At 60.7% G+C, this 19,032-nt stretch carries 15 protein-coding genes and 2 tRNA genes; 11 read left to right on the forward strand and 6 right to left on the reverse strand.

The window, feature by feature from the left end; all coding sequences use genetic code 11:
• Positions 1-75: 75 nt before the first annotated feature.
• Positions 76-963, forward strand: coding sequence for a DUF1501 domain-containing protein (locus AXG89_RS12875; RefSeq protein WP_442861736.1), 888 nt, complete (start codon positions 76-78; stop codon positions 961-963).
• Here the strand turns inward: AXG89_RS12875 and AXG89_RS12880 are convergent.
• The 4 genes from AXG89_RS12880 to AXG89_RS12895 all read right to left on the reverse strand — a co-directional run bounded on the left by AXG89_RS12880 (position 960) and on the right by AXG89_RS12895 (position 4,810).
• On the reverse strand, positions 960-1,853 hold the full coding sequence (locus AXG89_RS12880; RefSeq protein WP_119024636.1) for a squalene/phytoene synthase family protein: 894 nt from the start codon (positions 1,851-1,853) through the stop codon (positions 960-962). The two genes, AXG89_RS12875 and AXG89_RS12880, sit on opposite strands and share 4 nt — an antisense overlap.
• Positions 1,854-2,061: 208 nt before the next feature.
• The gene (locus tag AXG89_RS12885) at positions 2,062-2,877 is read right to left on the reverse strand and encodes a transglutaminase-like domain-containing protein (protein WP_061999288.1); all 816 of its coding nucleotides are present in this window, start codon (positions 2,875-2,877) and stop codon (positions 2,062-2,064) included.
• A gap of 37 nt (positions 2,878-2,914) precedes the next feature.
• Complete coding sequence (locus tag AXG89_RS12890; protein ID WP_062000827.1) at positions 2,915-3,787, reverse strand: transglutaminase family protein; 873 nt, start codon at positions 3,785-3,787, stop codon at positions 2,915-2,917.
• Between the two features lie 279 nt (positions 3,788-4,066).
• Entirely contained in the window at positions 4,067-4,810 is a 744-nt protein-coding gene (locus tag AXG89_RS12895; RefSeq protein WP_062169875.1) for a sigma-70 family RNA polymerase sigma factor, read from the reverse strand.
• A 180-nt stretch (positions 4,811-4,990) separates the two neighbouring features.
• Between AXG89_RS12895 and clpP (AXG89_RS12900) the strand changes: the two genes are divergently transcribed.
• The gene (gene clpP / locus AXG89_RS12900; RefSeq protein WP_061999290.1) at positions 4,991-5,590 is read left to right on the forward strand and encodes an ATP-dependent Clp endopeptidase proteolytic subunit ClpP; all 600 of its coding nucleotides are present in this window, start codon (positions 4,991-4,993) and stop codon (positions 5,588-5,590) included.
• Positions 5,591-5,666: 76 nt separating this feature from the next.
• Here the strand turns inward: clpP (AXG89_RS12900) and AXG89_RS12905 are convergent.
• Positions 5,667-5,753: transfer RNA gene (locus tag AXG89_RS12905), tRNA-Leu, on the reverse strand.
• 207 nt (positions 5,754-5,960) lie between these two features.
• On the opposite strand from AXG89_RS12905, the gene AXG89_RS12910 reads away from it, so the two are divergent.
• The 3 genes from AXG89_RS12910 to AXG89_RS12920 all read left to right on the forward strand — a co-directional run bounded on the left by AXG89_RS12910 (position 5,961) and on the right by AXG89_RS12920 (position 10,304).
• A complete protein-coding gene (locus tag AXG89_RS12910) occupies positions 5,961-6,383 on the forward strand; it encodes a DUF2946 domain-containing protein (protein WP_062170579.1) in 423 nt (140 codons plus the stop codon).
• Between the two features lie 95 nt (positions 6,384-6,478).
• A complete protein-coding gene (locus AXG89_RS12915; RefSeq protein WP_082771414.1) occupies positions 6,479-8,869 on the forward strand; it encodes a TonB-dependent receptor in 2,391 nt (796 codons plus the stop codon).
• 22 nt (positions 8,870-8,891) lie between these two features.
• Complete coding sequence (locus tag AXG89_RS12920; protein WP_062169876.1) at positions 8,892-10,304, forward strand: PepSY-associated TM helix domain-containing protein; 1,413 nt, start codon at positions 8,892-8,894, stop codon at positions 10,302-10,304.
• On the opposite strand, the gene AXG89_RS12925 is transcribed toward AXG89_RS12920, so the two are convergent.
• Positions 10,305-11,462, reverse strand: a complete 1,158-nt coding sequence (locus AXG89_RS12925; protein WP_062169877.1) for a glycerate kinase — start codon at positions 11,460-11,462, stop codon at positions 10,305-10,307.
• 496 nt (positions 11,463-11,958) lie between these two features.
• Here AXG89_RS12925 and tig point away from each other — a divergent pair, with 496 nt between their 5' ends.
• From tig to AXG89_RS12955, 6 genes are all read left to right on the forward strand, one after another.
• On the forward strand, positions 11,959-13,311 hold the full coding sequence (tig, locus tag AXG89_RS12930) for a trigger factor (RefSeq protein WP_061999293.1): 1,353 nt from the start codon (positions 11,959-11,961) through the stop codon (positions 13,309-13,311).
• 178 nt (positions 13,312-13,489) lie between these two features.
• Positions 13,490-14,143, forward strand: coding sequence for an ATP-dependent Clp endopeptidase proteolytic subunit ClpP (gene clpP, locus AXG89_RS12935; protein ID WP_056353750.1), 654 nt, complete (start codon positions 13,490-13,492; stop codon positions 14,141-14,143).
• A 257-nt stretch (positions 14,144-14,400) separates the two neighbouring features.
• Complete coding sequence (gene clpX, locus AXG89_RS12940) at positions 14,401-15,672, forward strand: ATP-dependent Clp protease ATP-binding subunit ClpX (RefSeq protein WP_056353183.1); 1,272 nt, start codon at positions 14,401-14,403, stop codon at positions 15,670-15,672.
• 205 nt (positions 15,673-15,877) lie between these two features.
• Positions 15,878-18,301 (forward strand): endopeptidase La, encoded by a 2,424-nt coding sequence (gene lon, locus AXG89_RS12945; RefSeq protein ID WP_062000830.1) that lies wholly within the window; start codon positions 15,878-15,880, stop codon positions 18,299-18,301.
• A gap of 225 nt (positions 18,302-18,526) precedes the next feature.
• Positions 18,527-18,799, forward strand: a complete 273-nt coding sequence (locus tag AXG89_RS12950; protein ID WP_056353185.1) for an HU family DNA-binding protein — start codon at positions 18,527-18,529, stop codon at positions 18,797-18,799.
• Between the two features lie 80 nt (positions 18,800-18,879).
• A tRNA-Val gene (locus AXG89_RS12955) sits at positions 18,880-18,955 on the forward strand.
• Positions 18,956-19,032 lie beyond the last annotated feature (77 nt).

The raw sequence follows: 19,032 nt of genomic DNA on the forward strand, positions 1-19,032 counted from the left end.
CGTTCCCGGAACGCAAGCGCGCCTATGAACCGGCGCGATTTTCTTTCTGTTGCTTGCGCACTCGGTGTTTGTGCGATGGCGCCATCGACGATTGCCGTCGCTCGTCAGGTTCAGCCGGCAGCTCAAGGCATGGTGCTGATTCTGGTCGAGCTGAAAGGCGGCGACGACGGCTTGAATACCGTGATTCCGTTTGCCGATCCCGCTTACGCGGACTTGCGTCCGACCATCGGAATCCATCGGGACCATGTGCTGCAGCTCGACGAGCGCAGCGGGCTTCATCCGGCAATGCAGCCGCTGATGCCGCTGTGGCGCGACGGACAGCTCGCAATCGTGCAGGGCATTGGCTACCCGCAGCAGAACCTCTCGCATTTTCGATCGATGGAGATCTGGGACACCGCGTCGCACGCAGACCAGTACCTTCGCGATGGCTGGCTTGCACGGGCGTTTGGCGCGGGAGGCTTCGAAACGACATTGCCCGCCGATCCCATTGGAACGTCAATCAAGACAGCGATGGAAGCGCTTGCAAGCACGCGAGCCTTGTCGGTGATTCGCCTTACGCTCAACGGCTTCGATACTCATCAGAACCAGCCGATACAGCACGCGCGTTTGCTCGGTCAGTTATCGAATGGATTGGCCGCAGTGCGATCCGCACTGACCGAACTCGGTCGATGGAACGACACCCTTGTCATGACGTACTCGGAATTCGGCCGGTGTCCACGTGAAAACGACAGCCGCGGCACGGATCACGGCACGGCCGCGCCGCACTTCCTCCTGGGTGGCCGGGTGAACGGCGGTTTATACGGCGCCGCGCCCGCACTCTCTCGGCTCGACGGCAACGGCAACCTGCCAATGAACGTGGACTTCCGGCAGCTGTATGCAACTGTTCTGGGGTCCTGGCGCGGCATGAACGCCGACGCCGTTCTCGGCGGCAAGTTTGAAACGCTGCCAATAATGCGCGCCTAGCGAACCCGCCACGTAATCCACAGTTTGCGGATGGGCGTGAGCGCGATGCGCTGATGCAAGACCTTGAAATCCTCGCGCTCGATTTCATCGAGCAAGGCCAGCGATAACGCCGCGTGCGAGCGCAGCACGCGCTGCGTCGGGCGTTCATCGGCGGGAATGGCGGCCAGCGCCTGGTTCAGCGCGTCACGGGCACGGCCCGTCTGGAAGCGCATGAGTTCGGTGAACGCGTCGCTGTATTTGCGGTTGATCAGATCGGCCGCCGTGACGCCGAAGCGCTGCAGTTCGTCGATGGGCAGATAGATGCGGCCATGACGCGCGTCGTCGCCGATGTTTTCCACGCGCTCCGCGAGCATCGAGGCCGAGCCCAGCGCCATCGCCCAGTTTGGAACGTTTTCAGGGTGGCGCGCCGTGGCCCGCGCGACGATCACGGCAAACGCGCCGCCCGCGTTATCCAGATATCGCCGAAGACCCGCCCAGTCGATATATCGCGCCTGCTCCAGGTCGAGTTCATAGCCATCGACCATGTTGCCGACATATCCGCGGCCTTCGTCGTCAAGGACCGGCGTGCCGGCCTGATGCGCCGCGATGGCCTTCGTGACCGGGTGCGCCGGTTCGCCGCCGAAGAGGCTTGCCAGTTCCTTCTGCCACCACGCATGTTTGGTCCGTCCGATAGTGGGATCGCTCGTCTCCTTGGCCGTTTCCTCGAGTTCGCGGCGCAGGGCGTGGAGCGCGGTCAGGAGCGGCCGGCGCGAAGCGGGCGCGCGACGCAGCGCGTAGTAGGTGCTGGAGCCATCGGGCGCAGCTTTTTGCTGACAGTAGTCGTCGAAGTTCACGGCAATGAATTGGCAACGGCGCGAAGCCGATAAAGTCCCGCCCAGAAAAAAAGCCATTGAAATTCAATGGCTCCGGCTGTTCTGGCACGAGGACGTGTAGGGGAGGACGGTTGGTCTGTCAAGCCGGCGCAAGAACCGGGTTGCGCGCAAATCTCCCGGCGAATTATCGCCCGGATGAGAATGTGCCGCAAGGCGCGGGCAAGTCGTCGGCACGTGCGGGCGCAGCCCGGCCCGCGTCGCGCACCAGGATACTTAGAATCCCGAATCAAACCTGCGCTTCTTCCTGCTCGCAAACGACATCGAACTTGAGCAAGGCGGTAGGTCCGAAGGTGTTGCTGATGGCCACATCCGCGGCGTCGCGGCCGCGCGCCATCAGCACGCGTCCAATACGTGGGGCGTTGTTGCGTGCGTCGAACGTCTGCCAGCTTCCGCCGATGAACGCCTCGAACCACGCAGCAAAATCCATCGCTGCGTAGGGTGGCGGGAGGCCTACGTCGCTGATATAACCCGTGCAATATCGCGCGGGGATGTTCATCGCCCGGCATAGCGTCACAGCCAGGTGTGCGAAGTCGCGGCAGACGCCCTGGCGCTCCTGATAGGCCTCGAACGCGGTTTTCGTCGGCCGCGCGTGCGCGTAGTTGAAGACGATGTGATTGTGGGCGAAGTCGCAAATCGCCTGCACGCGCGCGCGTCCGGGCGGCGTGGCGCCGAACTGCTTCCAGGCGAAGTCGGACAGCAGATCGGTTTCGCAATAACGGCTGCCGAGCAGGAACACGAGGCATTCGTTCGGCAAATCTTCCACCGGATGCTGTTCGCCGTTCGGCCCGGGCTGTTCGAATTCGCCGGACACTTCGAGCAACGCGGAGGTCGACAGCGATATCCGTCCCGCCGGTGCCACCAGCCGGCTGCACAGGTTGCCGAAGCCATCGCGATACTGCGAGATGGGCACCGGCGGATTGACCGTCAGCACATCGGCCAGCAACACCTGCGGCGCGACTGAAAAGTGCGTATTCAGCATGAGCAGCATTGGTGTCGGTTGCGGACACTCGTAGACCAGTTCGTAGCCAACGCGGAGTTTCATGGGAGCTGCCCTTTGCTGTGAACTATAAAAGAAAACGTCACTGGTTCTCGGTCACACTGACCTCGACATCGAGGCTGCGAAACGATCCGGGCTCGCCATTCCAGGTTCCCCACAGCGGCAGGGCCTGATGGTGATCCCAAGCAACCGCGACGCGTATCAGGTGCCGATTGCCGACAATGCTGTTCGTCGGGTCGAAATCGACCCAGCCCGCGCCCGGGAGATAGATCTGCAGCCACGCGTGCGTGGCGCCGCCGCCGCGCGTGGTGTCGCGTTCGGGCACGAAGATGTAGCCGCTCACGAAGCGCGCCGCCAATCCGAGCGACCGGACGGCGTCCATCATCAGCACCGCGAAGTCGCGGCAACTGCCGCTGCGCAGACGCAGGGTATCGGCGGGACGATTCACGCCTTTTTCCGTGCGCCGTACGTACTTGAAATCGTCGTTGATCTCCTGCGTCATTGCCCGCAAGAGCGCCATCGTGCCCGTGCTTTCCCCGGGCGCAACGAACCGGCGGGCCCACGCGTCGACATCTCCGTCCGGTTCCGGGCGGTTGCGCGCGTTGACGAGATCCGATGCTTCCTCGTTGGTGTACGCGAACGGGAACGTGAGCGCGTAGCGTTCCAGCGCGTAGTCCGGCTGCGGCGACTCGAAGTGCTCGAGCGTCACTTCGCTTTCGAAGGTCAGCTCGGTCGCCTGCGTGTCGAAGGTGGCGACGGCCACCGAATTATCGAAGACATCGTGCAGCCAGCGCAGTCGCGCCGGTTCCGGCGTGATCTTCAGTTGCGTGGTGACCAGCCGGAGATCGTGGCTGGATCGTGGCCTGAACATCATTCGATGCTCGCCGAAATCGACCGGTTCCGAGTATCGGTACACGCTCGTATGCCGGACCGTAAAGCGTTGCGGCTCGTTCACCTGGCAAATCTTCCCAAGTTCAGGCTGGCCGGCCGCAGGGCGCTGCCGAGCAACCACACCGCGGCTTTTGCAGCCTGTTTGTTGAAATCCATGGTGGACCCTTGTATTGCAGCGCCCGGACGTTCCGGTCGCCAGAATTCAGGATACACGAGACAGTTCTGGCGAAAGAATTCGTTTGTGATTCGGTAAGAGGCGTCTTGCGCGCGAGAAGAGGGGAAATGAGCGGCGGGCGCGAGGAGACAGCCGCGCCGGGCGGGACGCTTGCCCGGCAAATCCGGCTTACGCGAGGGCCGGTTCGGTAATCCGCGGCAGGGCGATGCGCCCAAGCCGCAGCCGGGCGATCAGCGAATGGGTAAGCAATACCGCGAACGCACTTGCAGATGCTGTTGTCACCGCCGGGGCTCTGGTTAGCGTCAAGGCCACGAGCGCATGCACGTCCTGCCGGGCGATTGCATCGAGCAATAGCTCGATTGCGTCCTCGGCGCCCAGCGAGGCGTCCGGGCGGTCGCGCCGCCGGTCATCCCGCACGCGGTCTTTCGCCCGATGCACGATCTGCCGGCAATGCACCGCGCTGCGGTTAAGAATCCTGGCGATGCTCGCATAGTCTTCCTCGAACGCCTCGCGCAGCAAAAACGCGGCGCGTTCCTCAGCCGACAGACGCGCGAGCACGCGACGCATTCCGTACGACAAATCGGATTTCTGTTCGGCCAGAGCCTGCGCAGAAGGGGCTTGATCGAAGCCGTCGCATTCCTCGAGCAGCCGCATGTCCTGCGCTGAACGCCGCAGACGGTCGATGGCCGTGCGTTTTGCAACCGTCGTGAGCCACGCGACGGGCGTTTCGAGCGCATCGATACCGCCGGCCCGTTGCTGCAGATGCCATTTCACGAACGTATCCTGCACGACGTCTTCCGCGTCCGCGCGTACGCCGAGAATCCGGTAAGCGAGCGAAAAAAGCCGCGAACGGGACGCCTCGAAGAGGGCGAGCTGCGCTTCGTCGCGATGTGATTCGATCTCAACGCTCATGCGTTTCTCCTTGTTGCGCTTCATCACCTGTGACGCTTATGACGGCTCGCACGGGGCGAACGTGACAGCCGGCGACAAAAATATATCGCGACCGCGAATGTCACGCACGAACGGCGGCGCGCGTCATATGGGCTGGAACGCTCTTGAGTGATCTGAAAACAACCCGGGAACCGCAAAGATATGAATCCGCTGAACCTCGGCCTCGTGCCGACCGTTATCGAACAATCCGGGCGCGGCGAACGCGCCTATGACGTCTATTCGCGGCTGCTGCGCGAACGGATCATCTTCATGGTAGGACCGGTGACGGACCAGACGGCGAGTCTGGTTGTCGCGCAATTGCTGTTTCTCGAAGCCGAGAATCCGGAGAAAGATATTTCGCTGTATATCAATTCGCCGGGTGGCTCGGTCTACGACGGCATGGCGATTTTCGACACGATGCAGTTCATCCGCCCCGATGTCTCCACGCTGTGCACGGGTTTTGCCGCGAGCATGGGCACGTTCCTGTTGAACGCGGGCGCAAAGGGCAAGCGCTACGCGCTGCCGAACGCGCGCATCATGATTCACCAGCCGTCGGGCGGTTCGCAGGGGACGGCAGCGGATATCGCGATCCAGGCAAAGGAAGTGGTGTATTTGCGCGGCCGGCTGAACGCGATCATGGCGGAGCGCACGGGGAAAACCGAAGAGGAGGTTGCCCGCGATACCGACCGCGATAATTTCATGTCGGCGGATCAGGCGCGGGACTATGGCTTGATCGATGAAGTGCTGCAGCAGCGGATTTAAGTCCCGCCGCTTAGACCCGCCGCAACAGAAACGACAAAGCCCCGCAGCTTTCGCTGCGGGGCTTTGTTTTTCAGCCTGGTGCGTGAGGTCGGACTCGAACCGACACGACATTGCTGCCGTCAGGACCTAAACCTGGTGCGTCTACCAATTTCGCCACTCACGCGTATCTGTTCTGGTGGCACGCGCTACGCGCGCTACGAGTACGCACGCCACTGAGCCGGGCATTCTAACTGAATCGATGACCAATGTCTGCAGTACGGCGTTTCAAGCACGGCCCTGCGGCGCCACAATCCGCATTGCATCGCGCGAACGACCTGCCTACAATCGCAACTCATTCTCGTTTGTGTCCACTTCGACAACTTTTACATCGATGAACCGCACTTCGCGCAATCGCTTCGTTGCATGGCTCGGCATTGCCGCCATGTGGCTTGCCATTGTCGCGCCGGTGATCAGCCAGACGCTGGCCTCGCGCGAAGCCCGCTTTGATCTCCTCGAGGCGCTGTGTTCCGTCGACACCCGAGGTCAAACCCAGGCCGCATCGCCCGTTCCGAACGGGTTGAATGTGCAAGCCCAAGGGGAAGAACACGCCGGCCATCACATGTCCGGCGACGCGTTCGATGCCTGCTCGTATTGCGGACTGCTCGCGCACAACGTGCCGCTGGCCTCGGCCCCGGCTGCGGCGCTCGTGCGCATCGAACGCGTTACGCGGCTTGCCGCCGAGCCGGCCGTTCGCGCTGTACACGTCAAGTCGTTCAACGCCGCGTCGCCACGCGCGCCTCCCGTCGTTTCCTGAAGTCCGTCGTCAGAGACCGTTTGCCGTGACCTTGCGCGCCGGTTGAGCGCGTGCGTCCGGCCGGCTTCTCGTCCACTCATTCAGGAATTTTTCAGATGCTCAAGCTCCTCAAGCGAGCTCGGCAGCCTTCCGGCCGCCGAGCCGCCGTGCGTTCGCGCGCGTTCAGTTTTCATCGCCATGCGTGCTTGCCGATTTCGCTGATGGCGCCCGCATTTGCACTCGCTGCGCCTCCCGTCACACCGGAATCGCCATCGGCCGAACGCCGCGAAACCGGTGCCGTGCAGCTCGCACCCGTGGTCGTCACCAGCTCGGCAAGCTCGCCTGCACGTTCGCCGCTCGATCCGGACCTGCCTTCCACGACCGCAACGGTCACCGCCGAACAGTCGCAATACTGGAACGTGGTGACGGCCGAAGACGTGCTGAAATACGTGCCGAACATGGCGGTGCGCAAGCGCTTCATAGGCGACGTGAACTCGCCCATCGCCGTACGCGGCACGAGCAATTCGCAAACGGCGCGCGGTCTCGTCTACGCCGACGGCCTTTTGCTCAGCAATTTCCTCGGCAACACGTTCACCTTCGCGCCGCGCTGGTCGATGGTCTTCACCGACAACATCGACCGCACCGATGTGATCTACGGCCCATATTCCGCGCTGTATCCGGGCAACTCGATCGGCGCGACGGTCGCGATCACCACACGCATGCCGCAAAAATTCGAAGCCGACGCCCACGTCCAGGCGTTCAGCCAGCATTTCGATTTGTTCGGCGTGAACCGCAGTTTCAACGGGACGAATTCGTCGGCGACCATCGGCGAGAAAAACGGCAACCTCTCCTGGCTCATCGGCGTCAATCATCTGGAAAACACCGGGCAGCCGCTGCAATTCGCGACGCTCGCGGCATCGAATGTTCCGGCTCGCACGACCGATCGGCCAGTTACCGGCGCGCTCTTCTACAACGACCAGAACAACGCGCGAACCGCAGTTTTGGGCGTAACGGCCGAAGGCATCGAGCGGACCTTCCAGGATCAGTTCAAGCTGAAACTTGCATACGACTTCACGCCGACGTTGCAAGCCGGCTTCACGCTCGGCTACTGGCATCAAAAATACAACAGCGACACCCAGTCGTTTCTCCGCGATGCCGCCGGCAACCCCGTGTATAGCGGCCTTGTGAATATAGGCGGTTACGAATACAACGTTCCCGCCGCGACGTTTGCGCCGAGCCAGGGTTCGAGCGAGAACTTCCTGTACGGGTTATCGCTGAGAACGCGCAATGCAACGGGCTGGAATGCCGAAGCGGTGGCGTCTTATTTCGACATCACGCAGAGCATTGCGCGCACGGCGAACTCAGGCGTGCCGGGTAACGGTCCAGGCACGATCGCTTTCGGCGACGGCACCGGCTGGAAGACACTCGACCTGCGCACGACATGGACGCCCGAATCGCCGACGGCAGGGCTCGCTGCCCACTGGCTGTCGTTCGGTTACCACTACGACGACTATTTCCTCGACAACGAAACCTACAACACGGCCGCGTGGCGCGACGGAGGCGGGACATCGTTCGCCAATGCATTCGGCGGACGCACGCAAACGCAAGCCGTCTACGCGCAAGACGCGTGGCGTTTCCTGCCGCGCTGGAAATTCACCTACGGCGCGCGTTACGAGAACTGGAATGCGTACGACGGCTCGCGGGCGATCGGCGCGACATCGCTCGACTACGGTGAAGTCAGCCAGAGCCACTGGTCTCCCAAGGCGTCGCTTTCCTTCGATGCCACGCAAGATCTTTTGCTGCGTGCATCGATAGGACGCGCCTACAGGTTTCCCACCGTCGGCGAGTTGTTTCAAGGGCAGATCACGGGTTTGTCGATCGTCAATAACAACCCGAACCTCAAGCCCGAGGACGATCTCTCGAAGGAGCTGACGGCCGAGTGGCAACACGGCAACGGGGTGTATCGGTTCACGCTCTTCCAGGACGATGTGAAGAACACCTTGTTCAGCCAGACGAACACCACAGTGATACCGAACATCACCAACTTCCAGAATATCGACAAGGTGCGCTCGCGCGGCATCGAGACGAGTTACGAAGGGCAGGACGTGCTGATCCATGGCCTGGATCTGACGGCGGGCGTGTCCTACACGCAGTCGAAGATCATCGCGAACAGCGGCAATCCGGCGTCAGTGGGCAAATATTTTTATCGGATTCCGTTGTGGCGCGCGAACGTCGCCGCGACGTGGCGTGCGACGAGCCAGAGCGCAATCACTCTCGCCGCGCGCTATTCGGGCCGCGAGTACAACACGCTGACCAACACCGATACGAACCCGAACACCTACGGCGGGACCAGCACGTACACCGTCGTGGACGCCAAGTTCACCTTCCGGCCGACCAAGCGGACCGAGCTTGGAATCGGCGTCGATAACCTCTTCGATCATCGCTATTACGTGTTCCATCCGTATGCGGGCCGGACGGTTTATGTCGAAGGGCGTATCGGGATCTAGGCACCTTAAAAGGACAACTCACATGCAATCCGCTTCTCTTTCCGATGCCCGCGCGCTCGCGCGGCATCGTCTGCTCTGGCGCTGGCATTTTTATGCCGGCTTGTTTGTCATGCCGCTCTTGCTGGTGCTTGCGATCACCGGCACGCTGTATTGCTTCCAGCCGCAGATCGAACCGTTGCTGTATCACGACCGGATGACCGTCAGCGCCCGCGCCGAACCGCGTATGAGCCAGCAGGTGTTGCTTGCGAAAGCCACCGCCGCCGAGCCGCGCGATGCAACGCCGACGACCGTCGTCGTCAACAACAATCCTCGCCGCAGCGCCGAGTTCGTTTTCAGGCTTCGATCGGGCGGGAGTGAAAGCGTTTATATCGATCCGTATAACGGCGCAGTGCTGGGACGGTTGAGCGTCGAGAACCGGTTGACGAAGCAGGTCCGCAATATTCATCGCGGCTTGCTGCTGGGCAAGACCGGCGAAATCGTGATGGAGCTTGCCGGCTGCTGGACGCTCGTGATGATTGCTACGGGCGTGGCGTTATGGTGGCCGAAAGCGCAACAGAAGAACGGCCGTTTCGTACCGCGTTTGTCGTCAGTGAAAGGCCGTGCTTGGTGGCGGGAGTTGCATGCGGTCGGTGGTGCATGGCTCGCACTCGGCGCATTGTTCTTCGTGCTGAGCGGCCTGCCGTGGTCGAGCACGTGGGGCAAGCAGTTCAAGGCGCTCGCGACGTCGGCACAACTCGGATACCCTAAGGGCGCGTGGGGCAAGGCGCACGTACATTCCGCAACCCCCGCACCGACGATGAACATGGCCGATCCATCGATGGCCGGCATGAAGATGGACGACCTGCCGTTACCGCAAACGCCCTGGGCGGTCGGCGCAACGCATGTACCAGACAGCGCCGCCGATGCAACGCATTCCACGATTGCGCTCGATCAGGTGATCGGCATTGCAGCGCAGGCGGGGGTGAAAGACGGCTACGACATTGCGTTGCCCACCACGCCACAGGGCGTGTACACCGTCTCCTACTTTCCCGCGAATCCGCAAGACGAACGCACGCTTCATATCGACCGATACAGCGGCCGGATTCTCTCGGACATCGCTTACGGTGATTACGGACGTGTGGCGCAGTGGATTTCGTATGGCACTTCGCTGCACATGGGCCGCTATTTTGGCGTGGCGAATCAATTGCTCGCCTCGGCAATCTCGCTCGGGCTCGCCGCCATGACCGTGAGCGGTTTCGTGATGTGGCGCAGGCGCAAGCCTGGCCGGGCGGTAGGTGCACCGGCGCGGCCGGCGTTGCACCCGCCGATGCGCGCGTGGGCGATCGGCTTGACGGCGCTTGGCATCGTTTTCCCGCTGATGGGGTTGACGATGCTGATCGTGTGGCTTTCGGATCGCGTGCTGTTCAGTCCCGGAAGAATCGCCAGCACGCGATGATCAGGACGGCTTCGGTCCGAACTTCAGCCGCGCCAGTTGCTCTGCTTCATTGGCGAGCAATGTGGCGGCGTCGCGGATGGCGATTTCCAGCGTGATCGGACCGGGGGCGGGCGAAAAGCAGCCGCTGAAATATTCCGATAAACGCGGCAACGCCGCCGGATCGATCGCGCCCGACAGCAACGAGGCCTCCACGCCAAACGCTCGCGCATGCTGGCACGCGATGAACGGCGCCTTGCCGTGCAGCGTCTGTACGTCGGAGCGTCCTTCGCCGGTGATGAGCCAGTCGGCGCCCTCGAGCGCGGCATCGAGACCCACTTCCCGCGCGACCACTTCCGCGCCCGCCTCGAAGCGCGCGCCCAGCATGTGCAGCGCAAAACCAAGGCCGCCTGCCGCGCCGGCGCCGGGTTTATCGCGTGCTTCGAGCTTGAGCGCAGGCTCCAGGACATCGGCGAAATGGGCGAGGACAGCATCGATGCCCGCGATCTGCTCGGGCGTCACGCCTTTTTGCGGGCCGAAGATCGCCGTTGCGCCGTGCTCGCCGGTGAGCGGATTGTTCACATCGGACATGCCGGTGAATTCGGCCGCATACACACGCGGATCGAGCCCCGTTGCATCGATGCGCGCAATTCGCGCCAACTGCGAAGGCACGGGTTCGAGCGTGTTGCCGTCCACATCGAAGAGTTTCAGGCCGAGACCCACGAGCAGCCCGGCGCCGCCGTCGTTCGTGCTGCTGCCGCCAAGCGCCACATAGAACTTGCGCACGCCGAGATCCAGCAGCGTGCGGATTGATTCGCCCATGCCGAGCGTGCTGCGTTCCGCAACTGGCACGGCCATGCCGTCGGGGTCCGTGATGCCCACGACTTCCGCCGTCTCCACGATCGCGCTGCCATCGGCGAGGAGGCCCGTCGCGGCATCGCGCCGTTTCGACGACGCCCCGCGCACGTTGAAGAGGCGCCGCTCGCCACCGGCGGCCAGCATGGCGTCGAGCGTACCTTCGCCGCCATCGGCCATGGGAACGATACGGATCACGGCATCGGCACGGGCGCGGCGAATGCCGCCTGCGATCGCTTCGGCGACCTGTTCCGCGCTAAGCGACCCCTTAAATGAATCGGGCGCGATGACGACGACGGGGGGCGTGGAGGAATGGATGGAGGGCATGTTGTCTCGTGTTATGGAATTTGCCTGAAATCTATCGGCACGGCCCGAATTAATCAAACCTTATGCATCCAGCGCATGCTTCCAATGCGCACGGGAAATGGAAGGGCTGCGGGAGAGCGGCGTAAGCCACCAGTGCGCGCGGATTCAAAACGTGCCCGCAGCGGCGCGTCCTACTTGAGAAACCCACCTAAAAACCGCGAAAACAGGTCCGTTTCGACGGTATTTGCACCCCCGAGTCCCGAACCGGCGTGATGCTTGCAAATAGTTTGGTAAAATGTTTGGCTCTGTTGACTCAAACCGGCGTGAACGGTTGCACAAGCGGTTGAATTAGCGGTTTCCTGTCCGGCTTGCTGAACGCTTCTGCGAGCCGCTGGCATTTCAGGAGCCGCATTCAGGAACCGCGAGACGCCGAGCGCCTTACGCGGCGCGAGATCGAACAAGAATTGACCCGATACACGAACCCGAATACTCGATTTACTCTAGGACGATAGAAGCCATGGCTAACGTTGTTGAAAACCTCGGCAAGCTCGAACGCCGTGTGACGATCTCCCTGCCGAAAGATACGGTGCAAAAGGAAGTGGACTCGCGTATTCGTCAGTTGGCGAAGAACGTGCGCATGCCAGGGTTCCGCCCGGGCAAGGTGCCGCTCAAGATGGTCACGCAGCAGTACCAGGGCCAGGTCGAAGCCGAAGTGCTGAGCGACAAGGTCGGCAAGGAATTCTTCGACGTCACGCGCACGGAAAACCTGCGCGTTGCAGGCCAGCCGAGCTTCGCACCGAAGGTGGCTGAAGGCGAGGTCGCTCAAGACTATGCGTTCGACGCCACGTTCGAGGTGTACCCGGAAGTGAAGGTCGGCGACGTCGCGACGGCCGAAATCGAGCGTACGGTGACGACCATCTCGGAAGCCGAGATCGACCGCACGCTTGAAATCCTGCGCAAGCAGCGCGTTCACTTCCACGCTCGCGGCGAAGGTGGCGAGCACGGTGACGGCGGTGCGGACACGGCGGCCAAGGACGGCGATCGAGTGACCATGGACTTCGTCGGCAAGCTGGACGGCGTGCTGTTCGAAGGCGGCAGCGCCGAAGATTTCACCTTCGTGCTGGGCGAAGGCCGCATGTTGCCGGAATTCGAAACCGCGGCGCTCGGCCTGAAGGTAGGCGAGTCGAAGGAATTCGACCTGAAGTTCCCGGACGATTATCACGGCAAGGACGTGGCCGGCAAGACGGCTCAGTTCACGATCACCATGAAGAAGATCGAATGGCCGCATCTGCCGGAAATCGACGCTGACTTTGCCAAGTCGCTCGGCGTGGAAGATGGCGACATCACCAAGATGCGCGGCGAGATCAAGGACAACCTGGAGCGCGAAGCCAAGCGCCGCACGCAGCAAATCGTGAAAAATCAGGTCATGGACGCGCTGCTGAAGATCTCCGAACTCGACGTGCCGAAGGCGTTGGTCGAGCAGGATCAGGAACGTCTGGTGGAAATGGCGCGTCAGGATCTGCAACAGCGCGGCGTGCCGAACGCAGCCGACGCGCCGATCCCCGCAGAAATGTTCGTGGAACAGGCTGAACGCCGCGTCAAGCTGGGCCTGGTTCTGGCCGAACTGGTCAAGGCAAACGACCTGCAGGCAAAGCCGGAACAGATCCGTGCTGAAGTCGACGAATTCGCGAAAAGCTACGAGGACCCGAAGGAAGTCGTCCGCTGGTATTATTCGAACCAGCAGCGCCTCGCCGAGATGGAAGCGTACGTCGTGGAAAGCAACGTCGTCGAATTCGTGCTCGGCAAGGCACGAGTGAAGGACAAGGAAGTAAGCTTCGAAGAGTTGGCCAGCGCGACGGCGCAAGCGTAAGCAGCGTCGGAAAGGCGTGCAGGGCCGTCGGGGTGACGGGCCGGCACGCCTTTTTTGCGTTTGTGCAGGATCGACGTTTTCGGCGCCGGGTTTGCAAGTCATTGCAAGTCACCGTGTTTGGCCTTATCCAAGGATGTTGCTTGTCGTTCAGTATCCCTATTCCGAACAAGGAAATTGCATGACCTATCGCGCTCAATTACTGGACTCGCTCGCGTCAAACGCGCCGCATGATTTCGAAACCAAGGCGCTGGGTCTGGTGCCGATGGTTGTCGAAACTAGCGGCCGCGGCGAACGTGCCTATGACATCTACTCGCGCCTGCTGAAAGAACGTGTCGTGTTCCTGGTCGGGGAAGTGAACGACCAGACGGCCAACCTGGTTGTCGCGCAGTTGCTGTTCCTCGAAAGCGAAAATCCTGACAAGGACATCAGCCTGTACATCAACAGCCCGGGCGGTTCGGTATCGGCTGGCATGGCGATCTACGACACCATGCAGTTCGTGAAGCCCGACGTCGCCACGCTGTGCATGGGCCTCGCCGCAAGCATGGGCGCTTTCCTGTTGGCAGCAGGCGCCAAGGGCAAGCGCGTGGCGCTCCCGAATGCACGCGTGATGATTCACCAGCCGCTTGGCGGCGCGCGTGGGCAGGCATCGGATATCGAAATTCAGGCGCGGGAAATCCTGTACCTGAAGGAACGTCTGAATCAGTTGCTGTCGCACCATACCGGCCAGCCGGTGGAGCGTCTCGCGCGCGACACCGACCGCGACAATTTCATGTCGGGCGATGACGCGCAGGCTTACGGTCTTGTCGACCAGGTTCTTCACAAGCGTCCCTGAGTTGTAACGCGCCGGACTCGGGAATGACCGGTCCAGCCGACTGTTTCATTAAGTAGGCGTTGCGGATCAGTGCTGTGCAGCGGTCTGATTCGCAGCGGCAACGCAGCAAGGAAGCCCGGCACACCATGCTGGAGCCGACGCGCGAAATGGCGTTAAAGCACACGCCACACACGCTTTCACCTGGTGCACGTGCCGTTTCTGCGCGGGTGAATTGAGCGGCGTATTATGTAATCGAGTGTCCGGAGGCTCACACATCCATGGCGGACAAGAAAGGTTCGAACAGCGAAAAGCTGTTGTATTGCTCGTTCTGCGGCAAGAGCCAGCACGAGGTCAAGAAGCTGATTGCCGGTCCTTCCGTATTCATCTGCGATGAATGCATCGACTTGTGCAACGAAATCATTCGCGACGAGGCAGCGGGCGCGGCGGAAGAGGCCGGCCTGACGAAATCAGATTTGCCGAGTCCGCAGGAAATCAGCGAAATCCTGAACCAGTACGTGATCGGTCAGGACCGCGCGAAGCGCATTCTTGCTGTGGCGGTCTATAACCACTACAAGCGTCTCAAGCATCTCGAGAAGAAAGACGATATCGAGTTGTCAAAGAGCAACATTCTGCTGATCGGACCCACGGGTTCGGGCAAGACGCTGCTCGCGCAAACGCTCGCGCGCATGCTGAACGTTCCGTTCGTTATCGCAGACGCAACCACGCTCACGGAAGCGGGTTATGTAGGCGAGGACGTCGAGAACATTATTCAGAAGCTGCTGCAGAACTGTAACTACGAAGTCGACAAGGCCCAGCGCGGGATTGTCTACATCGACGAAATCGACAAGATCAGCCGCAAGTCGGATAACCCGTCCATCACGCGCGACGTGTCGGGCGAAGGCGTCCAGCAAGCGCTGCTGAAGCTTGTTGAAGGCACGATGGCTTCAGTGCCGCCACAGGGCGGGCGCAAGCACCCGAACCAGGATTTCATCCAGGTCGACACCACCAACATCCTGTTTATTTGCGGCGGCGCGTTCGATGGCCTGGAAAAGGTCATTATCGACCGCACGGAAAAGACAGGCATCGGGTTTGGTGCTAGCGTAAAGAGCAAGGTTGATCGCGACGCGGGCGAAGTGCTGCGCGAAGTGGAACCGGAAGACCTGATCAAGTTCGGTTTGATTCCTGAGCTGATCGGCCGTTTGCCGGTGGTCGCCACGCTCGGCAAGCTGGACGAAGATGCGCTGATCAAGATCTTGACCGAGCCGAAGAACGCGCTGGTGAAGCAGTATCACAAGCTGTTCAACATGGAACGGGTGGATCTGGAGATTCGTCCCGCCGCGTTGCAGGCGATTGCGCTCAAGGCAATCCGCCGCAAGACGGGCGCGCGTGGTTTGCGCTCCATTCTGGAACAGGCGTTGCTGGATGTGATGTACGAGTTGCCGACCATGAAGGGCGTAAGCAAGGTTATCGTGGACGACAACACAATCGACGGCGACGGCAAGCCGCTGTTGATTTATGAAGATACACCGAAGGTAGCAGGTTCTAACTAAAGTTGGGCTGTGTGTCGGCGAAAAGCCGTTCATGGCAACGTGAACGGCTTTTTGTTTATTTTTCGGATATCTTGTGGACGTTACTGACACGTTACTGAGGCGAATTTTTTCGATTCACTGATCTTTTCCCACACGCTTAAGGCTTGCAATCCATTTTGACGGCCTTATTTACGACTGAACTGATTCCACTACTGGGGAAATGAAAATGTCAGGAACCCAACTCCTCCCGCAGGAACGCATTACGCTCCCGCTGCTCCCGCTGCGTGACGTAGTCGTTTTCCCGCACATGGTGATTCCGCTCTTTGTCGGACGACCCAAATCGATCAAGGCCCTCGAAGCTGCGATGGAAGGCGGCAAGCACATCATGCTTGTTGCACAGAAAACCGCCGCCAAAGACGAGCCGACCGAAAAAGACATGTACGAAGTGGGATGTATCGCAAACATCCTGCAAATGCTGAAGCTTCCCGACGGTACCGTTAAGGTGCTCGTGGAAGGTTTGCAGCGCGCGAAGACGCTCACGATCGAAGAACAGGAAACGCAATTTTCCTGCGACGTGATGCCGCTCGAACCCGACCATGCCGACAGCGCGGAAACCGAAGCGTTGCGCCGCGCGATCGTGTCGCAGTTCGATCAGTACGTGAAGCTCAACAAGAAGATCCCTCCCGAGATCCTGACGTCACTGTCGGGTATCGATGAAGCGGGTCGTCTGGCCGATACCATCGCGGCGCATCTGCCGTTGAAGCTCGACCAGAAGCAGCACATTCTTGAGATGCTCCCGGTCGTCGAGCGCCTCGAACATCTGCTTGCGCAGCTCGAAGCCGAAATCGACATCCTTCAGGTCGAAAAGCGTATCCGTGGTCGCGTGAAGCGTCAGATGGAGAAGAGCCAGCGCGAGTACTACCTGAACGAACAGGTCAAGGCGATCCAGAAGGAACTCGGCGAAGGCGAGGAAGGTGCAGATCTCGAGGAGCTCGAGAAACGCATCACCAACGCACGCATGCCGAAGGAAGCCAAGAAGAAGGCCGACGCCGAGCTGAAGAAGCTCAAGCTGATGTCGCCGATGTCGGCTGAAGCGACTGTCGTGCGCAATTACATCGATACGTTGATTGGTTTGCCGTGGCGCAAGAAGAGCAAGGTCAACAATGACCTCTCGAATGCGGAACGCGTACTCGATGAAGATCACTTTGGCCTGGAGAAGGTCAAGGAACGGATCCTCGAGTATCTTGCGGTCCAACAGCGTGTAGAGAAGGTCAAGGCGCCTATCCTGTGTCTCGTCGGGCCTCCGGGCGTCGGCAAGACCTCGCTGGGTCAGTCGATCGCTCGTGCAACGAACCGCAAGTTCGTGCGTATGGCGCTCGGCGGCGTGCACGACGAGTCCGAGATTCGCGGTCACCGTCGCACGTACATTGGTTCGATGCCCGGCAAGATTCTGCAAAGCCTTGCGAAAGTCGGCGTGCGCAATCCGCTTTTCCTGCTCGACGAAGTCGACAAGATGGGCATGGATTTCCGCGGCGACCCGGCTTCCGCTTTGCTCGAAGTGCTCGATCCGGAACAGAACCATACGTTTGCCGATCACTACATTGAAGTGGACTTCGACTTGTCGGACGTGATGTTCGTGGCGACGTCGAACTCGCTGAACATCCCGCCGCCGTTGCTCGACCGGATGGAAGTGATTCGCCTCTCGGGTTACACCGAGGACGAGAAGGTCAACATCGCGCAGAAGTACCTGTTGCCGAAGCAAACGCGCAACAATGGCCTGAAGCCGGGCGAGATGGATCTCACGGAAGAAGCAATCCGCGACATCATTCGTTACTACACGCGTGAAGCCGGCGTTCGTTCGCTCGAACGCGAAATGTCGAAGATCTGCCGCAAGGTCGTGAAGATGCTTCTGCTGAAGAAGGCAGATGGCGCGGTCAAGGTCGACGGCAGCAATCTCGATACGTTCCTCGGCGTGCGCAAGACCGACTTTGGTCTGGCCGCGAAGGAGAACCAGGTCGGTCAGGTAACGGGTCTCGCGTGGACGGAAGTGGGCGGCGATTTGCTGACCATTGAAGCTGCAGTCATGCCGGGTAAGGGCAATATCATCCGCACGGGTTCGCTTGGCGACGTGATGAAGGAATCGGTCGAGGCTGCACGTTCGGTGGTGCGTTCGCGTTCGCGTCGTCTGGGTGTATCGGATGAAGCGTTCGAGAAGAAGGACATCCACATCCACGTGCCTGAAGGCGCGACTCCGAAGGATGGTCCGTCCGCCGGTATTGCGATGACGACGGCGCTCGTGTCCGTGCTCACCGGCATTCCCGTTCGCGCTGATGTGGCGATGACCGGCGAAATCACGTTGCGTGGCGAAGTGTTGCCTATCGGTGGATTGAAGGAGAAGTTGCTCGCGGCGCATCGCGGTGGCATCAAGCTCGTGCTGATCCCCGAGGAAAACACGAAGGATCTCGCCGAGATTCCGGACAACGTGAAGAACGCGATCGAAATCGTTCCGGTTCGCTGGATCGACAAGGTGCTCGAGCTTGCGCTCGAACGTGTCCCCGCGGCATTGCCGGAGGAAGAAGCGAAGCCTGCAACGCCGGCCGTGGCCGACAAGAAGGACGCGCCGGCAACGGGTGACTTCGTTAAGCATTGAGGTTGGTTGCCGGTTGAGAAAGTCGAAACCCGCGGGTGCCCCCCGCGGGTTTTTTGTTGCGCGCCCGAGATGGAGAATGGTGGGCGGGATCAGGCTCAATCCCGGTTGACACGCGTGTTTCGGCTACTTCTAATGACCGCCGCATATATGGCTCACGGCCTGTGCTCAAAGCAGTGAATCGCTCTTTTGCATCGCCCAATCACAAACCATTTTCGGGGGATCACAATGAACAAGACGGAATTGATCGACCATATCGCGCAGCAGGCGGATATATCGAAGGCAGCAGCCGGACGGGCGCTCGAAGCGGTGATCGGCGGCGTGAAGACTACGCTGGAAAAGGGCGGTTCGGTGACGCTTGTGGGCTTCGGAACGTTCGCGGTCGGCAAGCGCACGGCACGCACGGGCCGCAATCCCCGAACGGGCGACGCGATCAAGATCAAGGCCGCAAAGGTTCCTAAATTTCGGGCTGGCAAAGCACTAAAAGATGCGCTAAACTAGCGGACTCGCTGGGTACGGAACGGTTTAAACCAGTTTAAACCCGGCAGAAACCCACGCGGTATTGCGAAGTTTGCGAAGCGGGGTGCTTAGCTCAGTTGGTAGAGCGGCGCCCTTACAAGGCGTAGGTCGGGAGTTCGAGCCTCTCAGCACCCACCACCGTTTTGCAAGACGTCCAAGGCAGCCTGAAGAAGTGCAGAGAAGTATCTAGAACCCGCATGGCGATAAGCTCTGCG

This window comes from Burkholderia sp. PAMC 26561 (assembly GCF_001557535.2).
Classification (GTDB): domain Bacteria; phylum Pseudomonadota; class Gammaproteobacteria; order Burkholderiales; family Burkholderiaceae; genus Caballeronia.